We start from the raw sequence: 23,962 nt of genomic DNA, 5'->3' as shown, positions 1-23,962 counted from the left end.
ATCTTATTATTAAGCTATTAAAAATCTAATCCAAGTTTCCAATAAGGCGCAATACCATCATGTGGAAAGTAAAGATCCTTAGCGTTAGCTAGATCTTTGTAGAAGGAACTATATCTCTTCATCGCGCTGTTACCGGAGCAAATTAGGGTATTATAAATATGGTCGTATCTGCTCTTATCAAAATGGTCGATTTGCTTATAAGGCCACTCAGCAAGTACACCATGCGATAATACCCATTCAGCAGCTTTTTCAAGAGCCACTATCTGTTCATCTCCATAGTGCTGCTTAGTCGTCAAAAACGAGGCTCCGATTGTATTCTTTATAAGCGTATCCAGCCCTAACCATAAATGTAAGTTAAATGCTGTATAGTGCGCCGTTGTCGTACGCGTCATCTCATGCGGCTGTAAACCATTAGGAAGTACATGTGACTTTATACGACTGGAAGACCTTTTATAGATTTCATACATCTCGTCTTCCATGCCGAGGAAAGAAGCAATAGAAAAAGTCTGTAGATCATATGCGTTACCGTGGTTATTTTTAGCACGAAGCTCTTGCTGACCCTGCTGACTATCATTTAGCCACTTATAATAATTCGTGAACCACGCGTTGATAGCATCACTATCATCTTCAGTCCAGAAGTTACTTTGTTTAACAAGCCTGATTGCATCAAGAAAGAAATACAGATCTTTCATTTCAATCAGTCCTGATGCTGTGCCCTTATTTTCATTCTTACCCATGACTACTTGTGCAAAATTAAAATTAGGGTTCATAGCTGTCTCGCTATCGATGAACCATGTTTTCACATGCTCATATGCCTTTATAGTATATTCTTCAATAGAGAAAATGAGGCCAGCTAATGCTAATGTTGTGGTTTCATCAAACAATTTTTGTAATGAAGTTCGGTCATACTTTACGCTCGCCTCTTCATACATCCTTGTCCCGGGAACCCTTTGCCCGTCTTTGTAGATATATGGAAGTCCGTCAGCTGTATCAGGATTAGGCCAGGCATAAGGTGCAGGATGCCAGTAATCATGAACATCGCCGCTTGGGGGAATCGTAGTTTTAGTAACAACAGAATAAGAGTTATTTTGTAAAAAACTCGAGGCATTTTCCTTTAAGATAGACAAGGATGAACTCAGCGCCGGATACAACGAATTATTATCTTGCAGATTCAACAAAAGTTCTTCGTTGTAGTAGGCAAGGCGATCCTTATCAAAACACTTGAATATTTCTTCCTTATCGTGGGTCTTGATATAACTGACTATCCCTTTTTCCCGGTTTACAGCTCTCTCATGGGAGTCTAATTCTTGACCTTGGCTTCCCGAGAATAGTCTTGCCGTCCAGCCACTCCACGCATAATTATAAGTAGCGCTGTCAAATTCAATAAGATGTTTCTTCCAAGGGTACAAATTCTTCCACTGATCCCACACACCAGGAACTCCGAGCCGTTTAAGCAAGTCAACTTTAGGCTTTAATCCGTACATCAGATTTTCATCAAATGTTTTTTTGGCATCTGCGCGAAATATAACTTGTGGTTCTTCGTGAGGTTTAGGCGAATAGTAGCTACTTAACAAATCCTGATTTGACAAAACCCTATCCATCGGGACGATATGGTACTTCGCATCTTCACGATTTTGTAAAGATGCGACTATAGATCCCCAAGCCTTATCTGTGAGGAAACAATTACCATCCCAAGGGAATACCCATTTGGCTTTTATTTTACCAATTTCCAGTGCTTTATTCCGCGCCCCATTATTATTCATAATGTAATTATTTTTATGTTTCAGTATCGCAGTTTCAACAATTACCTTATTTCGCTCGGAAAGCGCTTCAAACTCAGGGGTAAAAATGAACTCATCAACAGGAAGATCTTCAAAACAAAATGGCTCGCCAACCAATTCAGCTGGATCATAAGGTATCTCGACATATTCCTTTCCATACTCTTCCAAGAGTGCTTTCAGTTTAAGACTCTTATCAGCATCAATAATCCTGTTGAGAATCCAAATTTTAATACATCCATTAAAATCTGTTTCATGTTTTAAAGTGAATTCTAAATTTCGGAAGGTTTGATCTGGTGCGTGTCTTTCAGGCAAATCATTACCAAGAATTCGTATAAGCGCATACAGATTTTCTTTGGAAACTGGTTCCAATTTGTTTTTATCACTGCTGTCGCTGAACAACTTGTTGAAAGGCTCCTTACCTGTAATGTTGCTCCAAAGCAAATTCTTATTTAGCTCATCAAAATCTGTAGATGGATCTTGCAGATCAGGAATCTTTTGGACATCCAGCATCAACGATTCCATATGAGAAAAATCATCGAAAAGGAACCCTTGCTTTCCATCTTCGATAAGTTCCGGTAACAAGCCGGTTTTTGGCGCGATAACTCTTTTTTTGAACGCGAAGCTAAGTGTAGCTGCACCGGAAGTAAGGATTTTCTTATACGGTAATACAACTACATCCGCACAATTAAAATAGTATTGAACATCATTCTCTTCTATGAATCCAGGCTTACAAATGATGGTTGGATTAGTGGCGGAATATTTAGCAATGAGTTCACCGGCATCTGAATCGAATATTCGGCCAGCTATAATTAACTTACTATTAGGGTGTTTCTTGTACACCATATCGTAAGCCTCTAAAAGCTTATCGACACCTTTATAGCCTTTTATATTTCCGAAAAATAAATAAACAAAATCATCTGAAGGTAAAGAAAATTGTTTCCTAGCGATTTCTTTATCACTAAAATTTGGATAGTACCCTTCGTATGAACCGTGTGGGACAATAGATACACAGGCAGGATCAGCACCTATCTCGTTTATGATCCTAGTTTTTGCAAGTTGGCCGTGAACAAGAATATGATCAAATAATCCTATGACTTCTTGTCGAAGTTTTAACTCTAACGCGGTATTATCTGAGTCATGAGAGATAATATTATGCGCTGTATAAAGAATTTTATAACCAAGCAACTTTGCATAGTTGATTGTATCTATGAACTGATTGGCTCCATCATCTCGTGAAAAATCTATATGAACATGTAACCAATGGAGATGTATGCAATCGAATTCTTCTTTCCCCTGCTCTAACAACTCTTTCGTCAGGTATGATTCCTTAAACCCTTTAACATTGACATTAAAGTTATCAGCAATACCCGCATATAGTAATTTTTGATATGGATTTTTAGCAGACCAATCCGGGAAAAACATAATGCCTTTATTCGAGCCTTTTACATCGAAAGAACACAAATCGATAATTGGAGTCGGTTTCTTTTTTATGTCAGCCTTCTTAGATGACTTCTTTATATCTTTGCGATAGGCAGTTTTATAGCTATTAGCATCTTTTTTTATTACGTGCCTAAATTTTTTCAGAACATGCTCTTTCCCAGTCTCCTTGGAAAAAAGATAGACGATGTCCTCGTCGATATCAGTAAAAATATCTTTTACCTTTTTATAAAAAGCATCAAACATCTTCGGTGCTATTACGCTTAAGGTATATATGAAACTATTTACCTTTCGATATTGAATTTGCTTAGAGTATTCTATAGCCACGTTTTCGGTTTTTTCCCACCGGCTAACATTTTCGAAGGCAGCAATTTCAAAATGACAGTCCGAAGATTTTCGATAATTGACGGTGACAGAGGAAGTACTTTCTCTTCGGTAGTGATAACCATCAGCATCTGTAATAACACTGGTTTTGTGAGCGTAATAGTAAGCCTGTATGATAAATGGCACATCTACTGCGGCTTTAGTTTCTCCTAAACGAAGATTAAATGCTTTAATAATCCTAGAACTAAAAACTTTGTCCCAAATCATAAAGCTTTCATGGTACTTATAAAGTGGTGTACCAAGATTAGAAAGACACTTATTAGAATATTTTCTCTTTCGCTCTTCAGAACCATGCTGGTTTATAAACCCGGAGCAGAAAACAATATCAGCCTTCACTGCGTCCGCCTCGTTCATAAGCTTTTCGTAATAATCAGGCTCAATCCAATCGTCACTATCAACAAACCCTATATATGAACCTGTGGCAATATTGAGAGCTTGGTTTCTTGGGCTTCCTGGATTACCACTAGGTGAAGGATTAGAAATTAACCTAATTCTATTATCCTTTTCCATAAAACTTGCAATAATAGCAGCTGAGTTGTCTGAAGAGCCGTCATTGACTATGAGTAACTCAAAATCAACAAAAGTTTGGCAAATAATACTAGAGAGACATTCTTCAAGGTAAGCTCCAGAGTTATATACGGGGACTATTATAGATAGCCTTGGCCCATCATGGTTACTCAAAAAGCTTTGCTGTGTGGTGTCGTAAAGAGCATTGAGGAGAACGCTAGTTGGAAATTTCTCTAGCCCCCTGTACATTTCTGCATCTGCGAGGTCATTATTGCCGTTTAATAAATATGATAAGACTGCATTATATACACACAATTCCTTATCATGACCGACACTCGATGCTTCTTTAAATGCTTGAGCAGCCCCCCCAAACTTTAGCTTTGTCAATAGCTCTTTAGCTTTATTAAATTCAATACGTGAAATTTCACTCATAATTGCCACAAACGTCTCTCTTGTAAAAAATTTGGCGATATATATATCGCTGATAACTAAATACCCAATTCAGTTCGATAACGCTGGGCGTAAATATCGTTAATAGACTGAGATTGCCTTTGCAAAGAAGCTTCTTTTAAATCTATTTGACTAATTCCAGTTTGAACCTCAAAGCTTTTATCAAAATCAACCTTAGAAGCACATAAATCTTCATAATAAACTGTTCTGACTGGAAAATTAGATTTTGATGCAAAGTTATCAACGTTAAGTTCTTGTGTGAGAATAGACTCAAGCTTCTGGGTAATTAAGTCGAAAGAATACTTCGGCACAGATTTCTCAGACCTAAAATGAGAACTCCAATTTTGCGTTTCCGACGCGATGTAGTAAGAAACGGCTTGTAATATCCTGTCTTTTCTTTTTAAGATAATTGCATTTGTATCAATTTCGTCATTAATAAATGACATAAAATAAGAAAAAACATTCAAGTGAGAGCCGTGCAAATTAATGCCTAAAACCCCATTTTCATTAACTCTGTGTGAACACAGTGCTCTGAAATATTTCTGAGGCTCCAAGTAACCTTCAACTTCAGAGTTCCATCTTTTCGCTAGCACAGGCATGTATTGGAATGGTTGGAAATATTCATGCGCAATGCAGTGGTTGTTTTTATATAAATAATCACATAAAGCAGTGCTACCAGACCGTGGTGATGATAATATTAGCAAAACTTTTTTTAATTTATTTCCGTTAAGGTCATACTTCTGATTACATAAGTCTTCTTCAGGTAGATTTATTTCTTGAAATCTATCATCTTTGAGATTAAATAAAGTATCTTGATCCCAAACCGGGCCTTCCATTTTTACACTATACATCGACGGAAGCCTCCAATATCTGTTTTTTATTATTTAAACTTACTTCTGAACAGTATACTTTTATTTTGAAAAATATCATAAGGATCTAGATTTTTCTCAAAGGTTTACGACCTTCTTCTTTACCAAATAGAAGATAATGAATTAGTGGGTTTAATTTGGAAGAAGCCACATCTGGATACATATCCAAATATTCTTTACAATTAAAATTTTCACTAGGATTGCGCATCTCATCCGCACCATATAACAAAAAGTGTTCCGCGGCAGAGAAGTCACTAAGAGCAACATCCGGATTGTTTCTCAGGTAAAAGTTAACATTAAAGTAATTAGTATTTTCAAGTATATTTATCAACGACGCAAACCTTCTTTTAGAAGGAATAACTATATTACTCAGGTGTGTTGACAGACTTCTTTTTTTTTCTTTTTTGGCCGAGAGTATCAGATTTATCACATCATCGTACATCGAGCGAGAGTTCTTCAATTCTAACTGTAAATTTTTACTTTGTTTTTTTAAACTAGACAATTCGATAGAATTTTTTTCTAATTTAGCGATCAGGGTTTTAGATTTTTTAAGGCTATCTTTCATCTGACGGCATTCTTTTTTTGCTAGAAACAGCTCTCTCTTCTGTTCCTTATATCGTGTTTGGAAGATCAAGAGCTGCTCAATTACTAGTGAAAGATTACCTCTTATTGAATCAGCTTCATCGTTCTTTTTGATCTGTTCTTTTTGCAAATCAACGTAATCAAAGTTTAACTTGTCATAGTCGTTTCTTAGCTTATTGTACTCAATATTTAATTTTTCTAGTTGAGAGGTAGTATTAGCAATCTTCTCATTACTTAGCTCTAGTTCTTTGCTAGCAGCTAGTAATTCAGCCTTTGCGGTTTCTAACTCATTAGAAGTTTTTTCAAACTGATCATTTTTTAAAGCAAGGCTGTCTAGCTCTGATTTTAGGCTTAAACACTCGAACTTCTTTTCCTGCAAATCAAGACTAACATTATCAAATAACCTAGTTCTATCCAGTAGCTTCCTTAAGGTATCGGTCAATTTCGTGTTTAACTGTTTTATTTCGGACTGTAACTTGCTCATGTCCTTAGTATTTGCTTCTGAACTCATTGCGTTCAACCTACGTTTTATATTTTCTATATCTATGATTAATCAGTTTCATCCCACTCGAGTAGTTAGGATATCAGAAGAAGTTTTTTTATGTTGATAACTCAGTACTTAGCCTTGGTATCAATAATGAATTGTGTATCAAAGATAGCTATTTAAATAAAGAAGCATCTTATATAATTATGCCTAGTTAGCACTCTTCGAGAGAATGATGATATTCTATTTCTTGGACAACACTAACCTTAAAGGTTGTTTTATCTTACTATACTTTTGCCTTGCCAGTAAAAACTTCCATGGAACTAAATTGATAGAAACAAAAAACCCCGCTTTCGCGGGGTTTTTTAATATCGATAAATCGATGAAGTAATCTCTTACTCTTCTGTCGCTTCAGCTTCTTCAGCTTCAACTTCAGGACGGTCTACCAGCTCAACGAACGCCATTGGGGCGTTGTCGCCTGCGCGGAAACCGCATTTAAGAATGCGAGTGTAACCGCCTGGGCGAGCTTCGTAACGAGGACCAAGCTCGTTGAACAGTTTACCTACAACCTCTTTATCACCTGTGCGAGCCATAGCCAGACGGCGGTTTGCAACGCTGTCTTGTTTTGCCAGTGTGATTAAAGGCTCGATTACGCGACGTAATTCTTTCGCTTTTGGTAACGTCGTTTTGATCACTTCGTGCTTGACCAGTGAGCCGGCCATGTTTTTGAACATAGCTTGACGATGGCTGCTGTTGCGATTCAACTGACGACCACTCTTACGATGGCGCATAGTTTTATCCTTCTCTACAAATCAGTTTGATAAAAACCTGATTAATCTTTTTCAGCGATGCTCTCTGGTGGCCAGTTTTCCAGGCGCATGCCCAGAGAAAGTCCACGAGATGCTAGAACATCTTTGATTTCAGTTAGCGATTTCTTACCAAGGTTAGGCGTTTTAAGTAACTCAACCTCAGTACGCTGAACCAGGTCACCAATATACTGGATAGCTTCTGCTTTCAAACAGTTAGCAGAACGTACTGTCAGTTCCAGATCATCAACTGGGCGCAGGAGAATCGGATCGAATTCCGGCTTCTCTTCTTTCTGAACAGGTTCAGAAACATCACGCAGGTCAACAAAGGCATCTAATTGCTCAGCCAGAATAGTGGCTGCGCGGCGGATCGCTTCTTCAGGATCCAATGTACCGTTGGTTTCCATATCAATGATCAGTTTGTCTAAGTCTGTGCGTTGTTCAACACGTGCAGACTCAACAGAATAAGCAATACGTTCAACCGGGCTGTATGAAGCATCAACTAACAAACGACCAATTGGACGATCATCTTCTTCGGAGGAGCGACGAGTAGCAGCAGGCACGTAACCACGAGCAGTTTCTACTTTAATGCGCATGCTGATGTCAGCTTCGCCAGTTAAAGTACAGATAACATGGTCAGGGTTAACGATTTCTACATCACCGTCATGCTGAATATCACCAGCAACAACAGGGCCAGCGCCAGATTTCACTAATGTCAGGGTTGCCTCAGTTTTACCTTCCAGGCGAACCGCTAAACCTTTCAGATTCAGCAGAATCTCGATTACGTCTTCTTGAACACCTTCTTTGGTGCTGTACTCGTGTAAAACGCCATCGATTTCCACTTCAGTTACCGCACATCCAGGCATGGATGACAGCAAGATGCGGCGAAGGGCGTTACCCAGAGTGTGGCCAAAGCCGCGCTCTAGTGGTTCCAAAGTTACTTTGGCACGAGTAGGAGAAACGTTTTCGATCTCAACTAATCTCGGTTTCAGGAATTCAGTCACAGAACCCACAATGCTTCCTCTTTAGTTAGCTTTACTTAGAGTAAAGTTCGACGATCAACTGTTCGTTAATTTCAGCAGACAGGTCAGTTCTTTCTGGAATGCGCTTGAAAGTGCCTTCCATTTTGCTGTTGTCTACTTCAATCCAGGTTGGCTTCTCACGTTGGTCAGCCAGTTCCAAAGCAGCAACGATACGCGCTTGCTTCTTAGCCTTTTCACGAACAGAAACCACGTCTTCGGCAGAAACGTTAAACGATGGAATGTTCACAACTTGACCATTTACCATGATCGCCTTGTGGCTAACCAGCTGGCGTGCTTCTGCACGAGTGCTGGCGAATCCCATACGATATACTACGTTATCCAGACGCTGCTCAAGCAGTTGCAACAGGTTTTCACCAGTGTTGCCTTTCAGACGGGCAGCTTCTTTATAGTAGTTACGGAATTGTTTTTCCAGAACGCCGTACATACGACGAACTTTTTGCTTTTCACGCAGCTGAACACCGTAGTCAGACAGACGGCCACGACGGGCACCGTGCTGACCAGGCGCTGTATCGATTTTACATTTAGAATCGATTGCGCGAACGCCGCTTTTCAGGAACAGGTCAGTTCCTTCGCGACGGCTAAGTTTGAGTTTAGGACCCAAATATCTTGCCATGTTCTTTCTCCAACTGTCCGGCGATTAAACGCGACGTTTTTTCGGTGGACGACAACCGTTGTGAGGAATAGGAGTCACATCGGTAATGTTTGTGATCTTGTAACCAGTTGCGTTAAGTGCACGGATCGCAGACTCACGGCCTGGACCTGGACCTTTAACGAAAACTTCAAGGTTTTTCAGACCGTAGTCTTGTGCGGCTACGCCAGCACGTTCAGCAGCAACCTGTGCAGCAAAAGGGGTAGATTTACGTGAACCACGGAAACCAGAACCACCTGATGTCGCCCATGCTAATGCATTGCCTTGACGGTCAGTGATAGTCACAATTGTGTTGTTGAAAGACGCATGGATATGAGCCATACCGTCTGCAACCTGACGCTTAGCGCGTTTACGCGTAGTACGAGTAGGTGCTTTTGCCATAACTAATTCCCCCGCTTACTTCTTAATTGGCTTACGAGGACCTTTACGGGTACGCGCATTAGTTTTAGTGCGCTGACCACGTAGAGGCAAGCTACGACGGTGGCGGATACCACGGAAGCAACCCAGGTCCATCAAACGTTTGATGCTCATAGATACTTCACGGCGCAGATCACCTTCAACGGTGAACTTAGCCACTTCTTCACGAAGCTTCTCTACAGTCGCTTCGTCAAGCTCTTTTACTTTTGTTGATTCTGCAACACCAGCGTTAGCACAGATCTCTTTTGCACGAGTTGCGCCAATACCGAAAATCGCCTGAAGAGCGATAACGGTGTGCTTGTGTTCAGGAATGTTAATGCCAGCGATACGGGCCATTAACAGCACTCCTCTATATTTTAATGTCGACGACCTAAAAAGCCCGATAGGATACTTACCCGACGACAAAATTGCAACATAAGGTTTATATAAACGAAATAGAGCAAGCTGAACCCAGTATGAGGTTCAGCTTACATTTCGAATTTTAACCGCTTTTTCGATTAGCCTTGACGCTGCTTATGCTTAGGGTCAGAGCTGCAAATTACTCGCACAACACCGTTGCGCTTGATGATTTTGCAGTTACGGCAAATCTTCTTTACTGATGCACGAACTTTCATTACATCACTCCGTAGTGCACTAATCTTATCGACCGTAGCCTTTCAGATTAGCTTTCTTCAGAACAGACTCATACTGACTAGACATCAGATGTGTCTGCACCTGTGCCATAAAGTCCATGATGACAACCACGATAATCAGAAGCGACGTACCACCGAAGTAGAACGGCACATTCCACGCGATCAACATGAATTCAGGCACTAAACAAATAAAGGTTATGTAAAGTGCGCCAGCCAAAGTCAGACGAGTCATTACCTTATCGATATAACGCGATGTTTGCTCACCTGGACGGATACCAGGAATAAACGCACCAGATTTCTTCAGGTTATCTGCAGTTTCACGTGGGTTGAAAACCAACGCAGTATAGAAGAAGCAGAAGAAGATAATCGCAGTTGCGTACAACATCACGTACAGCGGCTGACCAGGAGAAAGCATTAATGCGATGTCCTGCAACCAAGCTGTAGATTCATTCTGACCAAACCAACCAGCAATGGTAGATGGAAACAGAATGATACTGGATGCGAAGATTGGTGGAATAACACCCGCCATGTTTACCTTTAATGGTAAGTGCGTGCTCTGCGCTGCAAACACCTTACGGCCCTGCTGACGCTTCGCATAGTTTACAACGATACGACGCTGCGCTCGTTCAACAAACACTACCAGGTAAATCAGACCGATGACGATTACGCCAATCAGCATCAGGAACAACAAGTTAATGTCGCCCTGTCTTGCTTGTTCCGCTGTCTGACCAATCGCTGTTGGCAGACCGGCAACAATACCAGCAAAAATCAATATAGAGATACCGTTACCAATACCTCTTTCGGTAATTTGCTCACCTAACCACATCAGGAACATCGTTCCAGTGACTAAGCTAACTACCGCTGTAAAGTAGAATCCGAAGCCAGGGTTTATAACCAAACCATTAATCAGGTTAGGCAGGTTAGTCGCAATACCAATAGATTGGAATGTAGCCAGTACCAGCGTTAAATAACGCGTGTACTGACTAATTTTCTTACGACCAGCTTCGCCTTCCTTTTTAAGCTCCATCATCGGTGGGTGAACCACCGTGAGCAACTGCATGATAATCGATGCAGTAATGTAAGGCATAATGCCCAAAGCCAGAACGGATGCACGCTCAAGCGCACCACCGGAGAACATGTTAAACATTTCTACGATGGTACCTTTTTGTTGCTCAAACAACTCAGCAAGTACTGCTGCGTCGATGCCAGGAAGCGGCACATAAGAGCCCAGTCTGAACACGACAATCGCACCGAGTACGAACAACAATCTTGACTTCAGCTCACTCAAGCCGCTTTTCGCGCCTGAATCCAATCCTGGTTTAGCCATCTAGCTTATTCCTCTACTTTACCGCCGGCGGCTTCAATCGCTTCAAGAGCGCCTTTTGTAACCTTCAACCCGCTAACTGTAACAGCTTTAGATACTTCGCCGCTCTTTACAACTTTAACGAACAGTACGTCTTTCTTAATAAGACCAGCTGCTTTCAAAGTTTCCAGAGAAACCGTATCACCTTCAACCTTAGCGATTTCAGTCAGAGTTACTTGATCAGTAACAAAGCTCTTACGAGAGGTGAAACCAAACTTAGGCAGACGGCGCTGAATAGGCATTTGACCACCTTCAAAGCCCTGTCTGATGGTACCGCCTGAACGGCTGGTTTGGCCTTTGTGACCACGGCCACCGGTTTTACCCAGACCTGAACCAATACCACGACCTACACGCTTAGCGGTTGGTTTTGAACCTTCTGCAGGAGAAATTGTGTTTAAACGCATGTCTTACTCCTCCACGATCTCAACCATGTAATATACACGGTTGATCATGCCACGTACTGCTGGGGTATCTTCCAGTTCACGGACATGGTTGATTTTACGAAGACCTAAGCCTTTAAGCGTAGCTTTGTGCTTTGGCAGACGGCCAATCGCACTTTTAGTTTGCTTTACTTTAATCGTTGCCATGTCTGATTACCCCAAAATTTCTTCTACAGACAATCCACGTTTTGCAGCAATACCCGCTGGAGAGTTCATCTCAGTCAGCGCGTTAACTGTTGCACGAACAACGTTGATTGGGTTTGTAGAGCCGTAGCATTTTGAAAGTACGTTCTGTACACCAGCTACTTCAAGTACTGCACGCATCGCACCACCGGCAATGATACCGGTACCTTCAGATGCTGGCTGCATGTAAACTTTAGAGCCAGAGTGACGACCTTTAATAGGGTGCTGCAATGTGTGACCGTTCAGGTCTACAGTAACCATGTTGCGACGTGCTTTTTCCATCGCTTTTTGGATAGCAGCTGGCACTTCACGTGCTTTACCGTAACCAAAACCAACACGGCCATTGCCGTCACCAACTACAGTCAGTGCAGTGAAACTGAAAATACGACCACCTTTAACCACTTTAGAAACGCGGTTTACAGCGATCAATTTTTCCAGCATATCACCGTTTTGAACTTCTTGTTTAGCCATTATTCTTCACTCCTAGAACTGAAGACCAGCTTCGCGAGCTGCATCAGCTAATGCTTTTACGCGACCGTGGTATTTAAAACCGCTGCGATCGAAAGCAACAACTTTGATGCCTTTTTCGATTGCACGCTCGGCGATAGCTTTACCCACTGCCGCAGCTGCTTCCGCATTACCGGTTGCTTTCAGATCTGCTGCCAGACCTTTTTCAACGGTAGAAGCCGCCGCCAGTACCTCAGCACCGCTAGGAGCGATTAACTGGGCATAGATGTGGCGAGGTGTACGGTTAATTACCAGGCGATGCGCGGCCAATTCACGGATCTTAGCACGTGCGCGAGTTGCGCGACGTAAACGTGATGTTTTCTTATCCATCGTATCACCCACCTACTTTTTCTTAGCTTCTTTACGACGAACATTCTCGTCTGCATAGCGAACACCTTTACCTTTGTAAGGCTCTGGTGGACGGTACGCGCGGATGTTTGCCGCAACCTGACCTACAACCTGCTTATCCGCGCCTTTAACGAGGATTTCAGTTTGGGTAGGCGTTTCAACTGTGATGCCTTCAGGCATTTCGTATGCTACAGGGTGAGAGAAACCCAGAGTCAGGTTCAGTTTGTTACCTTGTGCTTGTGCACGATAACCAACACCTAACAGTTGCAGTTTTTTCTCAAAACCTTCAGATACGCCCTGAACCATTGAGTTCAACAATGCGCGAACAGTACCAGCTTGAGCCCATGCATCAGCAAAACCTTCACGAGGCAGAGCTTTCAGTTGGTTCTCATCTTGTACTACTTCAACAGCTTCGTTGAATACTTTAGTCAGTGTGCCTTTAGTGCCCTTAACAGTAACTTCCTGGCCATTGATTTTAACTTCAACGCCTGATGCTACGTTTACCGGGGCTTTTGCTACTCGTGACATTTCAACTCCTCCGATTACGCTACATAACCGATGATCTCACCGCCCATGCCTGCTTTACGCGCAGCACGGTCAGTCATCACACCTTTAGAAGTTGACACGATAGCAACGCCTAAACCACCCATTACTTTTGGCAGCTCATCTTTTTTCTTATAGATGCGCAGACCAGGACGGCTTACACGTTCAATAGTGTCGATTACTTGCTTACCTTCGAAGTACTTCAGAGTAACTTCAAGAGTAGGCTTAACGTCACCAGAAACAGCGAAGTCAGTGATGTAACCTTCAGCCTTCAGTACGCCAGCAATAGCTACGCGCAGTTTAGAAGAAGGCATAGTCACAGCAACTTTCTGTGCCATCTGGCCGTTACGGATGCGGGTAAACATATCCGCGATAGGATCTTGCATGCTCATTTTAGCTACTCCTTACCAGCTGGCTTTTTTCAGGCCAGGGACTTCACCGCGCATCGCTGCTTCACGCAGTTTGATACGGCTCAGACCGAACTTACGCAGGAAACCGTGTGGACGGCCAGTTACGCGGCAGCGGTTTTGCTGACGAGATTTAGCACTGTCACGTGGCAGTTGTTGTAGCTTCAGAACAGCATCCCAACGCTCTTCTTCAGAGGCGTTAACATCGCTGATAATCGCTTTAAGTGCGGCACGTTTTTCAGCATACTTAGCAACAAGCTTTGCACGCTTTACTTCACGAGCCTTCATTGATTCTTTTGCCATAACCCTACACCCCTTATTTTTTGAATGGGAAGTTGAACGCGGTCAACAGAGCACGTGCTTCATCATCAGTTTTTGCACTGGTAGTGATAGTGATATCCATACCGCGTACTTTATCCACTTTATCGAAATCGATTTCAGGGAAGATGATTTGTTCACGAACGCCCATGCTGTAGTTTCCACGACCGTCGAACGACTTAGCGCTCAAGCCACGGAAGTCACGTACACGAGGAATTGCGATTGAAATCAAACGCTCTAAGAATTCCCACATACGCTCGCCACGCAGGGTTACTTTACAGCCAATCGGATAACCTTCACGGATTTTAAAACCCGCAACAGATTTACGCGCAACTGTAACAATTGGTTTCTGGCCAGCGATAGCTGCCATATCGGCAGTCGCATTTTCCAGAACTTTCTTGTCAGCTACGGCTTCACCCAGACCCATGTTCAGGGTGATTTTTTCAATCCGAGGGACTTGCATGACGCTTTGGTAACTGAACTGCTTTGCAAGGTCAGCTACTACCGTTTCTTTATAGAAATCATGCAGTTTCGCCATCGTACTCTCCAATTAATTAAACAAGTTCACCGTTAGACTTAAAGAAACGAACTTTCTTACCGTCTTCAGTACGGAAACCAATACGGTCAGCTTTACCCGTCGCAGGGTTAACTACCGCAACATTAGAAACGTGCAGAGATGCTTCTTTTTCAACAATACCGCCAGCTACGCCCATGTGTGGGTTTGGCTTCTGGTGTTTCTTGACAAGGTTTGCACCTTCTACAACTACACGGTCTTCAGATACCAGCACTTTCAGGACTTTGCCTTGTTTGCCTTTATCTTTACCCGCTAATACGACTACTTCATCATCACGACGAATTTTTCTAGCCATTATCGTGACTCCTTATAGTACCTCTGGGGCCAGTGAGATGATTTTCATGAAGTTGTCACTTCTCAGCTCACGTGTAACCGGACCAAAGATACGCGTACCAATAGGTTGCTTATTGTTGTTTAACAATACAGCCGCGTTAGCGTCAAAACGGATGGTAGAACCATCTGCACGACGAACGCCTTTTCTAGTACGCACCACCACTGCGTTCAGTACGTCACCTTTTTTAACTTTACCGCGAGGAATTGCTTCCTTAACAGTAACTTTGATGATGTCACCGATACCTGCATAACGGCGATGCGAGCCACCAAGAACCTTAATACACTGAACCCTGCGAGCGCCGCTGTTGTCTGCAACGTCCAGGTTAGTTTGCATTTGGATCATGTTAGTGCTCCGCTCGATAATTAAGACTCTCTCGAGTCGTTTGCGCTGATAAAAGCAGCAGATATTGCCGCTTTTATGTACATACCCCCATAAAAAGGGCGCGAAACTATAACAGAAAAGATTAGCAAGTGATAGTGCGAATTTGAATTAAATTTAAACGATCCGACATTCTTCTCAACTCTGCTATTCTGCTTTGTTTATCAGAACTGCATCACTATGCTACGCAAGTAAATAGCGATGCAAACAACGGGAAAAAACGGCTTTATCAATTGGCTTAGACAAATAATCATTCATTCCGGCGAGTAAACACTTTTCTCGCTCACCCACCAGCACATTTGCTGTCAGTGCGATTATCGGTACTATTTGTGCTGCCCTGCCAAGCTGCCTGATTTGCGTCGCAGCTTCATAGCCATCCATTACGGGCATTTGGCAATCCATTAAAATGAGTGCGTACATGTCGTCTGCGGCTATTTTCCTAACCACGCTTTCCAGTGCTTCAGCCCCATGGCTGGCAATGTCACACGTAATGCCAAACTGCTTCAGTTGTTCAGCTACGACAAGTTGATTTATCTCATTGTCTTCAACCACCAGCACATGCTTGCCTGCCATCTCATCGGTGATGACAGATGCCGCTTCATGGTTGGGGTTTTCAGCTTCGCTGCTTTCGGTAATATCAAGAGAAAGCGCGACAATGAATGTTGAGCCTTTGCCGAATTCACTGTTAACTCTGATCCCGCCGTTCATATGTTCAGCGATTTGCGCCACAATAGATAAACCAAGACCGGTGCCGCCATAACGACGTGTCGTTTCACTGTCACTTTGGCGGAAAGGTGAAAATATCGAAGCCTGATGTTCAGGTTTTATGCCAATACCATCATCTTGCACCATGATTTGTATTAGCTTGCGCCCGTTGTTTTGCAACTTTGAACGTAGTTTTACCAGGATGTTCCCTTGCTCTGTAAACTTTATCGCGTTGCTGATTAAGTTAGTGAATATTTGCCTTATTCGGGTGGGATCGCCTTTAACGCCAAAGTGTTCTGTTTTTTGCAGGTCGAGTTTTAGCATTAAGCCTTTTTTGTGGGCCGCTAATTGAAATAGGCGAACCTGCTCCTCAGCAATACGGCCGATATCTATCGGTATTTGTTCCAGTTCCAGTTCACCTGCATCTATCTTTGAAAAGTCGAGCACATCATTGACTATCTGAAGTAAGCCTGCAGCGCTTTGTGTGGCTAAACGACAGAACTCTTGCTGCTTATCATTTAACGGTGTGGATGTTAGTGCGTCCAACATACCCACAATACCGTTGATGGGTGTACGAATTTCATGGCTCATGTTAGCTAAAAACTGACTGCGAGAAGCTAAAGCGTTTTCAGCAACATGGCGGCGCTCTTCAAGCTGCTTTTTAACAAGCATATGTTCAGTGACATCCTGGGTTGCGCCGTAGTAACGAATATTTTCTGGGTCGGATGTGTCTGCAACACCCTGGGATTGTGCCCAGAATCGTCTTCCTTTCAGTGTTATGGCCTCAAACTCAAAAGACCATGCTTCTCCAGTCTCTTTCGAATGCGCCATCAATACCCGAAACGTTTCCAGATCTTTCTTTTGATAAATAGTCGACCGGACTACGTCGAAATTCAGTGTTGCGTCTTCTGGGATTTCAAATAGTTTTCTTAATGAATCCGACAAGCTTACCTCTTCTGTTGTCTGATTCATTTCCCACGTACCCACCTTTGCAAGCTTCGACATCTGAAGGTGCAGCCGGTGCTGATGTTCAAGCGCCTTCTGCTGTTCGAAAATGGCGAGCATTTGCTGCTGTCGGGTAAGCTCAGTGCCAACCCACTCGGCGAGGAGCATAATATAATCCTGCTCCTCGGTGGTGAAAGGCTGGCCACGTTTATCCAGACTCGAAAAGTTCACGGTACCGTATCGCTCACCGTTCACCATAAACGGCATGCCGATATAACTCTGCAAGGCAAAATTGCGGTAGCCGGGATGAGCGACCCCAACTTCTTCAGCAGCATCGCTGTAACTAACAATTTTATCTGCAGCGAGTGTGTCACGACAGTAAGTGTCACCGAGAGCAAAGGTTGCCCCTTTCTCGATAGCGTCTCCGGGAGAAACTGCTGAAATTACCGTATACACATCGCCATCGATATGACTAACGAGTCCGATGTCCAAACTAAGCGCATCAAGACCTAGTTTCAGTAAGCGTTGTAATTTTTCTTCTGTCGAAATCGTTACATCAGCTGATATACCGTGTAACGCTTTAATTATTTGCATCGCTGGAGAAGTGTGAAGTTGTATTGATGGCTTAAGATAGCACACAAAAAAACGGCAGGTGCTACTTCCGTATCACCTGCCGCTTTTGTGCGTTGCAGCGTAAGAACGCCGTCGCTATGTCGTATTAATTAATACAACACATTTATTTCATAGCCTGTTGCAGTATCCGCAGGCTCGATAGTAACAATGTAGTTTTCTTCTTCCGTAAATCCATACAGTGCGGTTCTATCAAGCAGCACCTGCTCATCGTTATCATCTTCATACACAGCAATGATTTCATAATAATCTGATGGCAGAACGATACTGTTGCTTTCACCAAGCTCCAGGTTCATCAAATAGTAGTCAGCCGTATCAATGGTTTCGTCATTACGAACCAGATAAAAATCAACGTTATCGAAATCACTTACAAGATTAATAATATTTACCGTCTTGTCATAGGATTGCGGCAAACCACTTTCTACAAACGTAGCGGCTTCAAGTTTTTCATTGGCCTCATAAATCATTATCGCCTTACTTTCGCCTTGATTAAGAGTGATAAGCTTGTTTGTCAGCGCAGTCGCTTCGCCGTCACTGGTGGTAACGGTAACGCGATAATCACCATAATTAATTTCTGTGAACTCAGAAATTTCACCGGCAGACAAAGTAAATTCCGTGTCTTCTTCGCCGTCATTCCCACCAAACGTAACCGTAAGAGGGGCATCGTAGTCCGTGCTGTTATAAATACGATATTGCGAGTCGGCATCTACGTCTGCAATATTGGTGACGTAAGATGAATTTAGCACCATATCGACTGACAAACCTGTGCGGATCGCGCCACTCACGTCACGAAGTACCAACACGTATTCGGTATCGTAGCTGAATGAAATAGTTTGAGATTCGAACAGGACTTCTGTCTCACCTGGTGATGTAAGATAGATAGTATAATCACCAGAGTCGAAATCATCACTATCGTCATCGCCGTCCCAGTAAGTCATTTCAGTCAGTTCCTGATAACTTACGGTACCCAACAAATTAGCAGCCTCAAACGGGTCGCCATCTTCCGCTAGATAGAAGTCGTAATCCTCCTGCCCTACCAATTCATTGTTCACGAATAAACGAAAATGGTCTTCCATTGACGTTCTTTCGAACTGGTATTCAATGTATTCACCTTGTTCAAAGTCACCACTAAGGACGATTAAGGTTTTATATCCTTTTCGTAGCGTAACTGTCATTTCGTGCAGGAGAACTTCCTGATCATCCGAATCTGTGCGAATAAATTCCAGGTCGTATTCACCTGCATCAGTCGATACCAGAGTTGTCGAATCACCGAATGGCGCATAGCCAAATGAGTCGCCATCGACTTCACGCATTGTTACTGTTGCACCGTTGGGAGAGGCATTGTAAAACTGAATATACGCATAGGTATAATCTGAACTGTCATCGCTTGAGCCTCCACAGGCGGAAAGACCAGCAAGCAATGCAAATACCGTCAACAACTTGATAGACGGCTTGATAAGTCGAAATAGCATAAATTAGTAAATCCTTAGCAGAAGGTAGTTGTTCACGTTCAAATGGTTTTCGGAACGTGCATATCATACTTCCCTAAGTCCAATAAAAATCGGCACTGTTCAGTGATTTACGTGATCTTTGCACTATTTACAGAATACTGGGGTTGGATAATCGAATTACCCTTTAGATAAAGAGAAGCCGGCGTTAAACCGGCTTCTATATAGCGTTATTAAGATGACTTAGCCCTGACGCTGCCTGACAATCTCATACAGACAAACACCTGTGGCGACCGACACATTCAAAGATGAAACCGCACCTGCCATAGGAAGTTTCACCAACTGGTCGCAATGTTCTCGAGTAAGGCGACGCATGCCTTTACCTTCTGCGCCCATGACCAGTGCCGTTGGCCCTTTCAGGTCAACCTGATAGATGAGCTGTTCGGCCTCACCCGCGGTTCCGATAACCCAAACCCCTTTATCCTGCAGATGCTTGAGAGTACGGGAGAGATTGGTAACCTGAATCAATGGAACAGATTCGGCCGCTCCACATGCCACTTTGCGGGCAGTCGCGCTAAGTCCGGCAGACTTATCTTTAGGTACGATAACCGCGTGAACTCCCGCGGCATCGGCAGTACGCAAGCATGCACCGATATTGTGTGGGTCGGTGACACCATCAAGTACCAAAAGAAAAGGTTCGCTCTGTTTGTTTAAAACAGCATCTAAATCGGCTTCATCAAGCACTCTGGCCGGCTTTGCCCGAGCGACGACGCCTTGGTGTTGCTCGCCACTGACTTTATCGTCTAACACTTTACGCTGACAAAACTGCACGCTAATACCAAAGCGGCGCGCCTGATTAATGATGTTTTTCAATCGTTCGTCGTCACGACCTTTCAGCACCAGTACTTCCAGAACTCGCTCTGGTTCATGTTCTAATACCGACTGCATTGCATGCAGGCCGTACAACCATTCTTGCTGCGCCATTTATTTCTTTTTACCTTTAGTCGATTTGCTACGTGTTTTTTTCGGCGCCCGTCCGGCAGGTTTACTGCGCTCTGACTGACGTCCATTCTTGCTACCGTTACGCGGCTTCCGGCTTTTACCTGGCTTACCTGCACTTTCGGCTTTACCGTCGCGTTTGCTGCCTTCGCGACGGCCTTCTGAAGATTTAGGTTCTGCCTTTCTGACCTGTACTTTACGGCCACCGCGGCCGCGCAGCATAGACGCATCAAGAATTAAATCAATCTTTCTTTCGTCCAGATTGACTGCCGCAACTTTTACCATCAGCGTATCGCCGAGACGGAACTGACGTGCACCGGAGTCGCCTACCAGCGTTTGCTTCACATCATCGTAGCGATAATAGTCGTCATCCAGAGAGGTGATGTGAACTAAACCATCGATATGGTACTCACTGATACGTACGAACATGCCAAAATTTGTGACCGATGCCACTACGCCCTCAAAGCTTGAGCCCACATGATCCTGCATGAATTCGCATTTTAGCCAGTCTGCGACATCTCGCGTGGCGTCATCAGCGCGACGCTCCGTCATTGAGCACTGCTCGCCCAATTGTTCAACTTCTTCAACGGAGTAGGCTTTCGGGCCGGTGACTTTTTGCTTCTGCTTTTTGAGGATAGCTTTAATCGCGCGATGCACAACCAAGTCGGGGTAGCGACGGATTGGCGATGTAAAATGTGCATAAGCCTCTAACGCCAAACCAAAATGCCCGACATTGTCGCAGTCGTACACCGCTTGCTTCATCGAGCGAAGCAGCATGGTTTGAATTAGCTCTTGGTCTGGACGCGCTTTGGTCTTTGTCACCACGTCGGTAAAGTCGGCAGGTCGTGCATCTTCGGTGATACGATGAGGAATACCAATTTCTTTGAGGTAAGACGTAAACGTCGTTAGCCTGTCGGCATCCGGTTTATCATGAACCCGATATAGCGCTGGCATCTGATGCTTCTCAAGGAATTTTGCGGCACTGACGTTTGCCATGATCATGCATTCTTCAATCATCATGTGTGCGTCGTTGCGTACTACAGGCACTACATTCTCGATTTTGCGCTGGGCGTTAAAAACGAACTTACTTTCCTGCGTCTCAAATTCAATAGCACCACGATGAGCACGTGAACGCTTCAATGCACGGTACAAGTCATGCAAATTTCGAAGGTGTGGTACTTGTTCGGCATAACGCTGGTTCAACTCTTTATCGCCCTCAAGGATTTGCCAGACTTTGTTATAAGTCAGGCGGGCATGGGAGTTCATTACCGCTTCATAGAACTGATAGCTGTCGAGTTTACCCTGCTCTGTGATAGTCATCTCACAGACCATACATAAGCGGTCTATTTCTGGATTAAGCGAACATAGGCCGTTTGACAGCACTTCCGGTAGCATGGGAATAACCTGATCAGGGAAGTACACCGAGTTACCCCGGTTCTGCGCTTCTTTATCCAATGCTGTCCCCAATTTCACATAGCTACTGACATCGGCAATAGCAACCCAAAGCTGCCACCCCCCCTCATCCAGAGGCTCGCAGAAAACCGCATCATCAAAGTCCCGGGCATCTTCACCGTCGATAGTGACTAACGGCAACTGACGTAAATCAATCCGCCCTTCTTTGGCTTCCTCTGGCACTTCTTCGGTAAACCGTTTCACATAGCGCTCTACCGCAGTTGGCCATACGTGAGGAATATCGAAAGTACGCAGCGCCATTTCAATTTCCATACCCGGCGCCATGTGCTCACCGAGTACTTCAACAATCTTACCTACCGGACTCACCCGACGTCGTGGGCGCTGGGTAATTTCCACCACCACAACCTGCCCCATACGAGCGCCTTTCGTGGCTTCTGGGGGAATCATGATTTCGTGTTGCAGGCGACTGTCATCGGGCATGACCACGGCAACACCGTTTTCGACAAAGTAACGCCCAACTATAGGTTCGCTTCTCGGCTCAATAACCTGAGTGATATACGCTTCTTTGCGGCCACGACGATCGGTGCCACTTTCTCTGGCTTCGACCACGTCGTCGTGCATAAACAAGTTCATTTGTCCGGCGCTGATAAACAAATCGCCGCTGTTATCTTCAGGGCGCAGGAAACCATATCCGTCGCGATGGCCAATAATGCGGCCCTTAATCAGTTCATCCCGATTTTGCAGTGCATATTTTTTCTGCTTAGTGAACTGAACTTGCCCCTGACGTTCCATAGCACGCAGACGGCGCTGAATTCCAATTCGGCTGTCTTCATCCATTGCATCTACCAGCGAGCAAATGTCGAGGAAAGACAAAGGTTTGCCCTGTTCTTTCATCACTGACATCAGATATTCCCGGCTTGCTACCGGTTTTTCGTATTTCTCTTTCTCTCGCTGGAAATGGGGATCGTCGCTCATGTACTCTCTTACTTAATTTATTTTGTTGCCAGTATAACAGTAATTTAGTGAAAGGATGGTACTGTTCAACAGTTATCCAACTATTGCTGAAAGGCATTCGTCACACACCGAGTTTATCGGCGGTTTGTGACAGGAGAATGGTAGGTTTTTATATCCGTGCAGGCATGCTATTCATACTCAGTCTGCACGTTCACTTTTCGTATAGCCACACAAGTAGTTCACTTGCATAGACGGCGAGGTGCGCCAATTTCCGCTAAGCGGATTCAGTTTAAAGCCACTTTGATATTTCCGGGACAGCTCGGCTCCCACCCAGCAATCAAGTTCATCGGGTTTGACGAACTTAGTCCAACTGTGCGTACCAACCGGCAGATAACGCATCACGTATTCTGCGCCGACGATTGCGATGACATAACTGAGAAGTGTTCGATTAAGGGTAGCCAGAATGAGTAATCCTCCCGGCTTCACCATATCGGCACATTCCTTTATCAGCATTGCCTGATCCGGCACATGCTCCACCACTTCAGCGTTTATTACCACATCATAACGATGACCCTTTGCAGCCCATTCGCCAGAAAGGCAATGATGATACTCTACAGCTAAGTTCTCTTTGAGCGCGTGCCTTTTCGCTACTTCCACGCTAGTTGCGCTGGCATCAATGCCCGTTACCGATGCGCCTCGTTTGGCCAGAGGCTCGCAGATAAGGCCTCCCCCACTGCCGACATCAAGAATTGATAAATCAGCCAATAGACTGTCTGCAATGCCGCTCGGTTTAAAATGCTTTTGAATGGCGCCAACAATAAATTCTACCCGGGCGGCATTAAATGACAGTGCTGTTTTGTATTTTCCGGCTGGGTCCCACCATGCATCAGCCAGCGCGTCGAAGCGGGCAATTTCCTGCGCGTCTACGTTTTCGCCGCCGATTGGGGCACTGAGCTGACTTTTATCTAACATACTGTTTCTCCAGACACTGCGTTAGCGGTGTGACAATGCGTTGATTTCCTGTACCGTATATACGTTATTGAATTTATTCAGGCGCACTCATTATGGCAAATGAAAAAAATGTATATGGGCGTCCACTGCAGCTTTGTTGTGGCAATACAGGCTTCACCCGTGAAGGGTTTTGTTATGTACCTGATGCTGACATTGGTAATCACAGTGTTTGTGCTATCGTCGACGAGCCTTTCCTCGCTTATTCGGCAGAGCGCGGCAATGATTTGATTACGCCCCGGCCAGATATGATGTTTCCCGGATTAACTCCGGGGGACCGATGGTGTCTTTGTGCGGCACGTTGGCTGGAAGCCTACCATGCAGGCGTCGCACCCAGAGTGAATCTTGAAGCAACGCATCATAAGGCGCTGGATATTATTCCACTGGAAACGCTGGAAATTTATTCCAGCAAAGCGCTTTAGCG

The 23,962-nt window shown here is 44.0% G+C and carries 26 protein-coding genes; 1 reads left to right on the top strand and 25 read right to left on the bottom strand.

Features of this window, described 5'->3' with window-relative positions:
• Positions 1 to 17: 17 nt before the first annotated feature.
• The 25 genes from ACXAFQ_RS18860 to ubiG all read right to left on the bottom strand — a co-directional run bounded on the left by ACXAFQ_RS18860 (position 18) and on the right by ubiG (position 23,502).
• Positions 18 to 4,541, bottom strand: a complete 4,524-nt coding sequence (locus tag ACXAFQ_RS18860) for an alginate lyase family protein (protein WP_474824951.1) — start codon at positions 4,539 to 4,541, stop codon at positions 18 to 20.
• 56 nt (positions 4,542 to 4,597) lie between these two features.
• Positions 4,598 to 5,410: a Stf0 family sulfotransferase gene (locus ACXAFQ_RS18855; protein ID WP_474824929.1), complete on the bottom strand. Its 813-nt coding sequence runs from the start codon at positions 5,408 to 5,410 to the stop codon at positions 4,598 to 4,600.
• An 85-nt stretch (positions 5,411 to 5,495) separates the two neighbouring features.
• Positions 5,496 to 6,521: a coiled-coil domain-containing protein gene (locus ACXAFQ_RS18850; RefSeq protein WP_474824928.1), complete on the bottom strand. Its 1,026-nt coding sequence runs from the start codon at positions 6,519 to 6,521 to the stop codon at positions 5,496 to 5,498.
• A gap of 368 nt (positions 6,522 to 6,889) precedes the next feature.
• Positions 6,890 to 7,285 (bottom strand): 50S ribosomal protein L17, encoded by a 396-nt coding sequence (gene rplQ, locus ACXAFQ_RS18845; protein ID WP_474824927.1) that lies wholly within the window; start codon positions 7,283 to 7,285, stop codon positions 6,890 to 6,892.
• A gap of 41 nt (positions 7,286 to 7,326) precedes the next feature.
• Positions 7,327 to 8,316 (bottom strand): DNA-directed RNA polymerase subunit alpha, encoded by a 990-nt coding sequence (locus ACXAFQ_RS18840; RefSeq protein WP_474824949.1) that lies wholly within the window; start codon positions 8,314 to 8,316, stop codon positions 7,327 to 7,329.
• Positions 8,317 to 8,335: 19 nt separating this feature from the next.
• The gene (gene rpsD / locus ACXAFQ_RS18835; protein ID WP_070125760.1) at positions 8,336 to 8,956 is read right to left on the bottom strand and encodes a 30S ribosomal protein S4; all 621 of its coding nucleotides are present in this window, start codon (positions 8,954 to 8,956) and stop codon (positions 8,336 to 8,338) included.
• Between the two features lie 24 nt (positions 8,957 to 8,980).
• Positions 8,981 to 9,373, bottom strand: a complete 393-nt coding sequence (rpsK, locus tag ACXAFQ_RS18830) for a 30S ribosomal protein S11 (RefSeq protein ID WP_070125761.1) — start codon at positions 9,371 to 9,373, stop codon at positions 8,981 to 8,983.
• Positions 9,374 to 9,388: 15 nt separating this feature from the next.
• Positions 9,389 to 9,745, bottom strand: coding sequence for a 30S ribosomal protein S13 (rpsM, locus tag ACXAFQ_RS18825; RefSeq protein ID WP_070125762.1), 357 nt, complete (start codon positions 9,743 to 9,745; stop codon positions 9,389 to 9,391).
• Between the two features lie 161 nt (positions 9,746 to 9,906).
• Entirely contained in the window at positions 9,907 to 10,023 is a 117-nt protein-coding gene (gene rpmJ, locus ACXAFQ_RS18820) for a 50S ribosomal protein L36 (protein ID WP_073325329.1), read from the bottom strand.
• 25 nt (positions 10,024 to 10,048) lie between these two features.
• Positions 10,049 to 11,368 carry a preprotein translocase subunit SecY gene (secY, locus tag ACXAFQ_RS18815; RefSeq protein ID WP_474824926.1) on the bottom strand — a complete coding sequence of 440 codons (1,320 nt, stop codon included), beginning with the start codon at positions 11,366 to 11,368 and terminating at the stop codon, positions 10,049 to 10,051.
• Between the two features lie 5 nt (positions 11,369 to 11,373).
• On the bottom strand, positions 11,374 to 11,808 hold the full coding sequence (rplO, locus tag ACXAFQ_RS18810; RefSeq protein WP_474824925.1) for a 50S ribosomal protein L15: 435 nt from the start codon (positions 11,806 to 11,808) through the stop codon (positions 11,374 to 11,376).
• 3 nt (positions 11,809 to 11,811) lie between these two features.
• Positions 11,812 to 11,991: a 50S ribosomal protein L30 gene (rpmD, locus tag ACXAFQ_RS18805; RefSeq protein WP_014950907.1), complete on the bottom strand. Its 180-nt coding sequence runs from the start codon at positions 11,989 to 11,991 to the stop codon at positions 11,812 to 11,814.
• 6 nt (positions 11,992 to 11,997) lie between these two features.
• Positions 11,998 to 12,498, bottom strand: coding sequence for a 30S ribosomal protein S5 (gene rpsE, locus ACXAFQ_RS18800; RefSeq protein WP_474824924.1), 501 nt, complete (start codon positions 12,496 to 12,498; stop codon positions 11,998 to 12,000).
• A gap of 12 nt (positions 12,499 to 12,510) precedes the next feature.
• Positions 12,511 to 12,864 (bottom strand): 50S ribosomal protein L18, encoded by a 354-nt coding sequence (gene rplR / locus ACXAFQ_RS18795; protein WP_070126110.1) that lies wholly within the window; start codon positions 12,862 to 12,864, stop codon positions 12,511 to 12,513.
• 12 nt (positions 12,865 to 12,876) lie between these two features.
• Positions 12,877 to 13,410, bottom strand: coding sequence for a 50S ribosomal protein L6 (gene rplF / locus ACXAFQ_RS18790; protein WP_474824922.1), 534 nt, complete (start codon positions 13,408 to 13,410; stop codon positions 12,877 to 12,879).
• A gap of 14 nt (positions 13,411 to 13,424) precedes the next feature.
• Positions 13,425 to 13,817: a 30S ribosomal protein S8 gene (gene rpsH / locus ACXAFQ_RS18785; RefSeq protein WP_070125768.1), complete on the bottom strand. Its 393-nt coding sequence runs from the start codon at positions 13,815 to 13,817 to the stop codon at positions 13,425 to 13,427.
• Positions 13,818 to 13,829: 12 nt separating this feature from the next.
• Positions 13,830 to 14,135, bottom strand: a complete 306-nt coding sequence (gene rpsN / locus ACXAFQ_RS18780; protein ID WP_070125769.1) for a 30S ribosomal protein S14 — start codon at positions 14,133 to 14,135, stop codon at positions 13,830 to 13,832.
• A 13-nt stretch (positions 14,136 to 14,148) separates the two neighbouring features.
• Positions 14,149 to 14,688 carry a 50S ribosomal protein L5 gene (gene rplE, locus ACXAFQ_RS18775; RefSeq protein ID WP_070125770.1) on the bottom strand — a complete coding sequence of 180 codons (540 nt, stop codon included), beginning with the start codon at positions 14,686 to 14,688 and terminating at the stop codon, positions 14,149 to 14,151.
• A gap of 16 nt (positions 14,689 to 14,704) precedes the next feature.
• Positions 14,705 to 15,019, bottom strand: coding sequence for a 50S ribosomal protein L24 (rplX, locus tag ACXAFQ_RS18770; protein ID WP_474824921.1), 315 nt, complete (start codon positions 15,017 to 15,019; stop codon positions 14,705 to 14,707).
• Between the two features lie 12 nt (positions 15,020 to 15,031).
• Positions 15,032 to 15,400, bottom strand: coding sequence for a 50S ribosomal protein L14 (gene rplN / locus ACXAFQ_RS18765; RefSeq protein WP_070125772.1), 369 nt, complete (start codon positions 15,398 to 15,400; stop codon positions 15,032 to 15,034).
• A gap of 219 nt (positions 15,401 to 15,619) precedes the next feature.
• On the bottom strand, positions 15,620 to 17,680 hold the full coding sequence (locus ACXAFQ_RS18760) for a GAF domain-containing hybrid sensor histidine kinase/response regulator (RefSeq protein WP_474824920.1): 2,061 nt from the start codon (positions 17,678 to 17,680) through the stop codon (positions 15,620 to 15,622).
• A gap of 128 nt (positions 17,681 to 17,808) precedes the next feature.
• Positions 17,809 to 19,188 carry a DUF4397 domain-containing protein gene (locus tag ACXAFQ_RS18755; RefSeq protein WP_474824918.1) on the bottom strand — a complete coding sequence of 460 codons (1,380 nt, stop codon included), beginning with the start codon at positions 19,186 to 19,188 and terminating at the stop codon, positions 17,809 to 17,811.
• A gap of 219 nt (positions 19,189 to 19,407) precedes the next feature.
• A complete protein-coding gene (rlmB, locus tag ACXAFQ_RS18750; protein WP_474824917.1) occupies positions 19,408 to 20,148 on the bottom strand; it encodes a 23S rRNA (guanosine(2251)-2'-O)-methyltransferase RlmB in 741 nt (246 codons plus the stop codon).
• Positions 20,149 to 22,551 carry a ribonuclease R gene (rnr, locus tag ACXAFQ_RS18745; protein WP_474824916.1) on the bottom strand — a complete coding sequence of 801 codons (2,403 nt, stop codon included), beginning with the start codon at positions 22,549 to 22,551 and terminating at the stop codon, positions 20,149 to 20,151.
• Positions 22,552 to 22,728: 177 nt separating this feature from the next.
• Positions 22,729 to 23,502, bottom strand: coding sequence for a bifunctional 2-polyprenyl-6-hydroxyphenol methylase/3-demethylubiquinol 3-O-methyltransferase UbiG (gene ubiG, locus ACXAFQ_RS18740; protein WP_474824915.1), 774 nt, complete (start codon positions 23,500 to 23,502; stop codon positions 22,729 to 22,731).
• Between the two features lie 92 nt (positions 23,503 to 23,594).
• Between ubiG and ACXAFQ_RS18735 the strand changes: the two genes are divergently transcribed.
• The gene (locus ACXAFQ_RS18735; RefSeq protein ID WP_474824914.1) at positions 23,595 to 23,960 is read left to right on the top strand and encodes a DUF2237 family protein; all 366 of its coding nucleotides are present in this window, start codon (positions 23,595 to 23,597) and stop codon (positions 23,958 to 23,960) included.
• The last annotated feature ends 2 nt before the right edge of the window (positions 23,961 to 23,962 follow it).

The sequence above is a fragment of the Alteromonas sp. ABH2_165 genome (assembly GCF_056159945.1).
The sequence above is the reverse complement of the archived record's forward strand: the minus strand, read 5'-3'. Positions and strand labels throughout refer to the sequence as shown.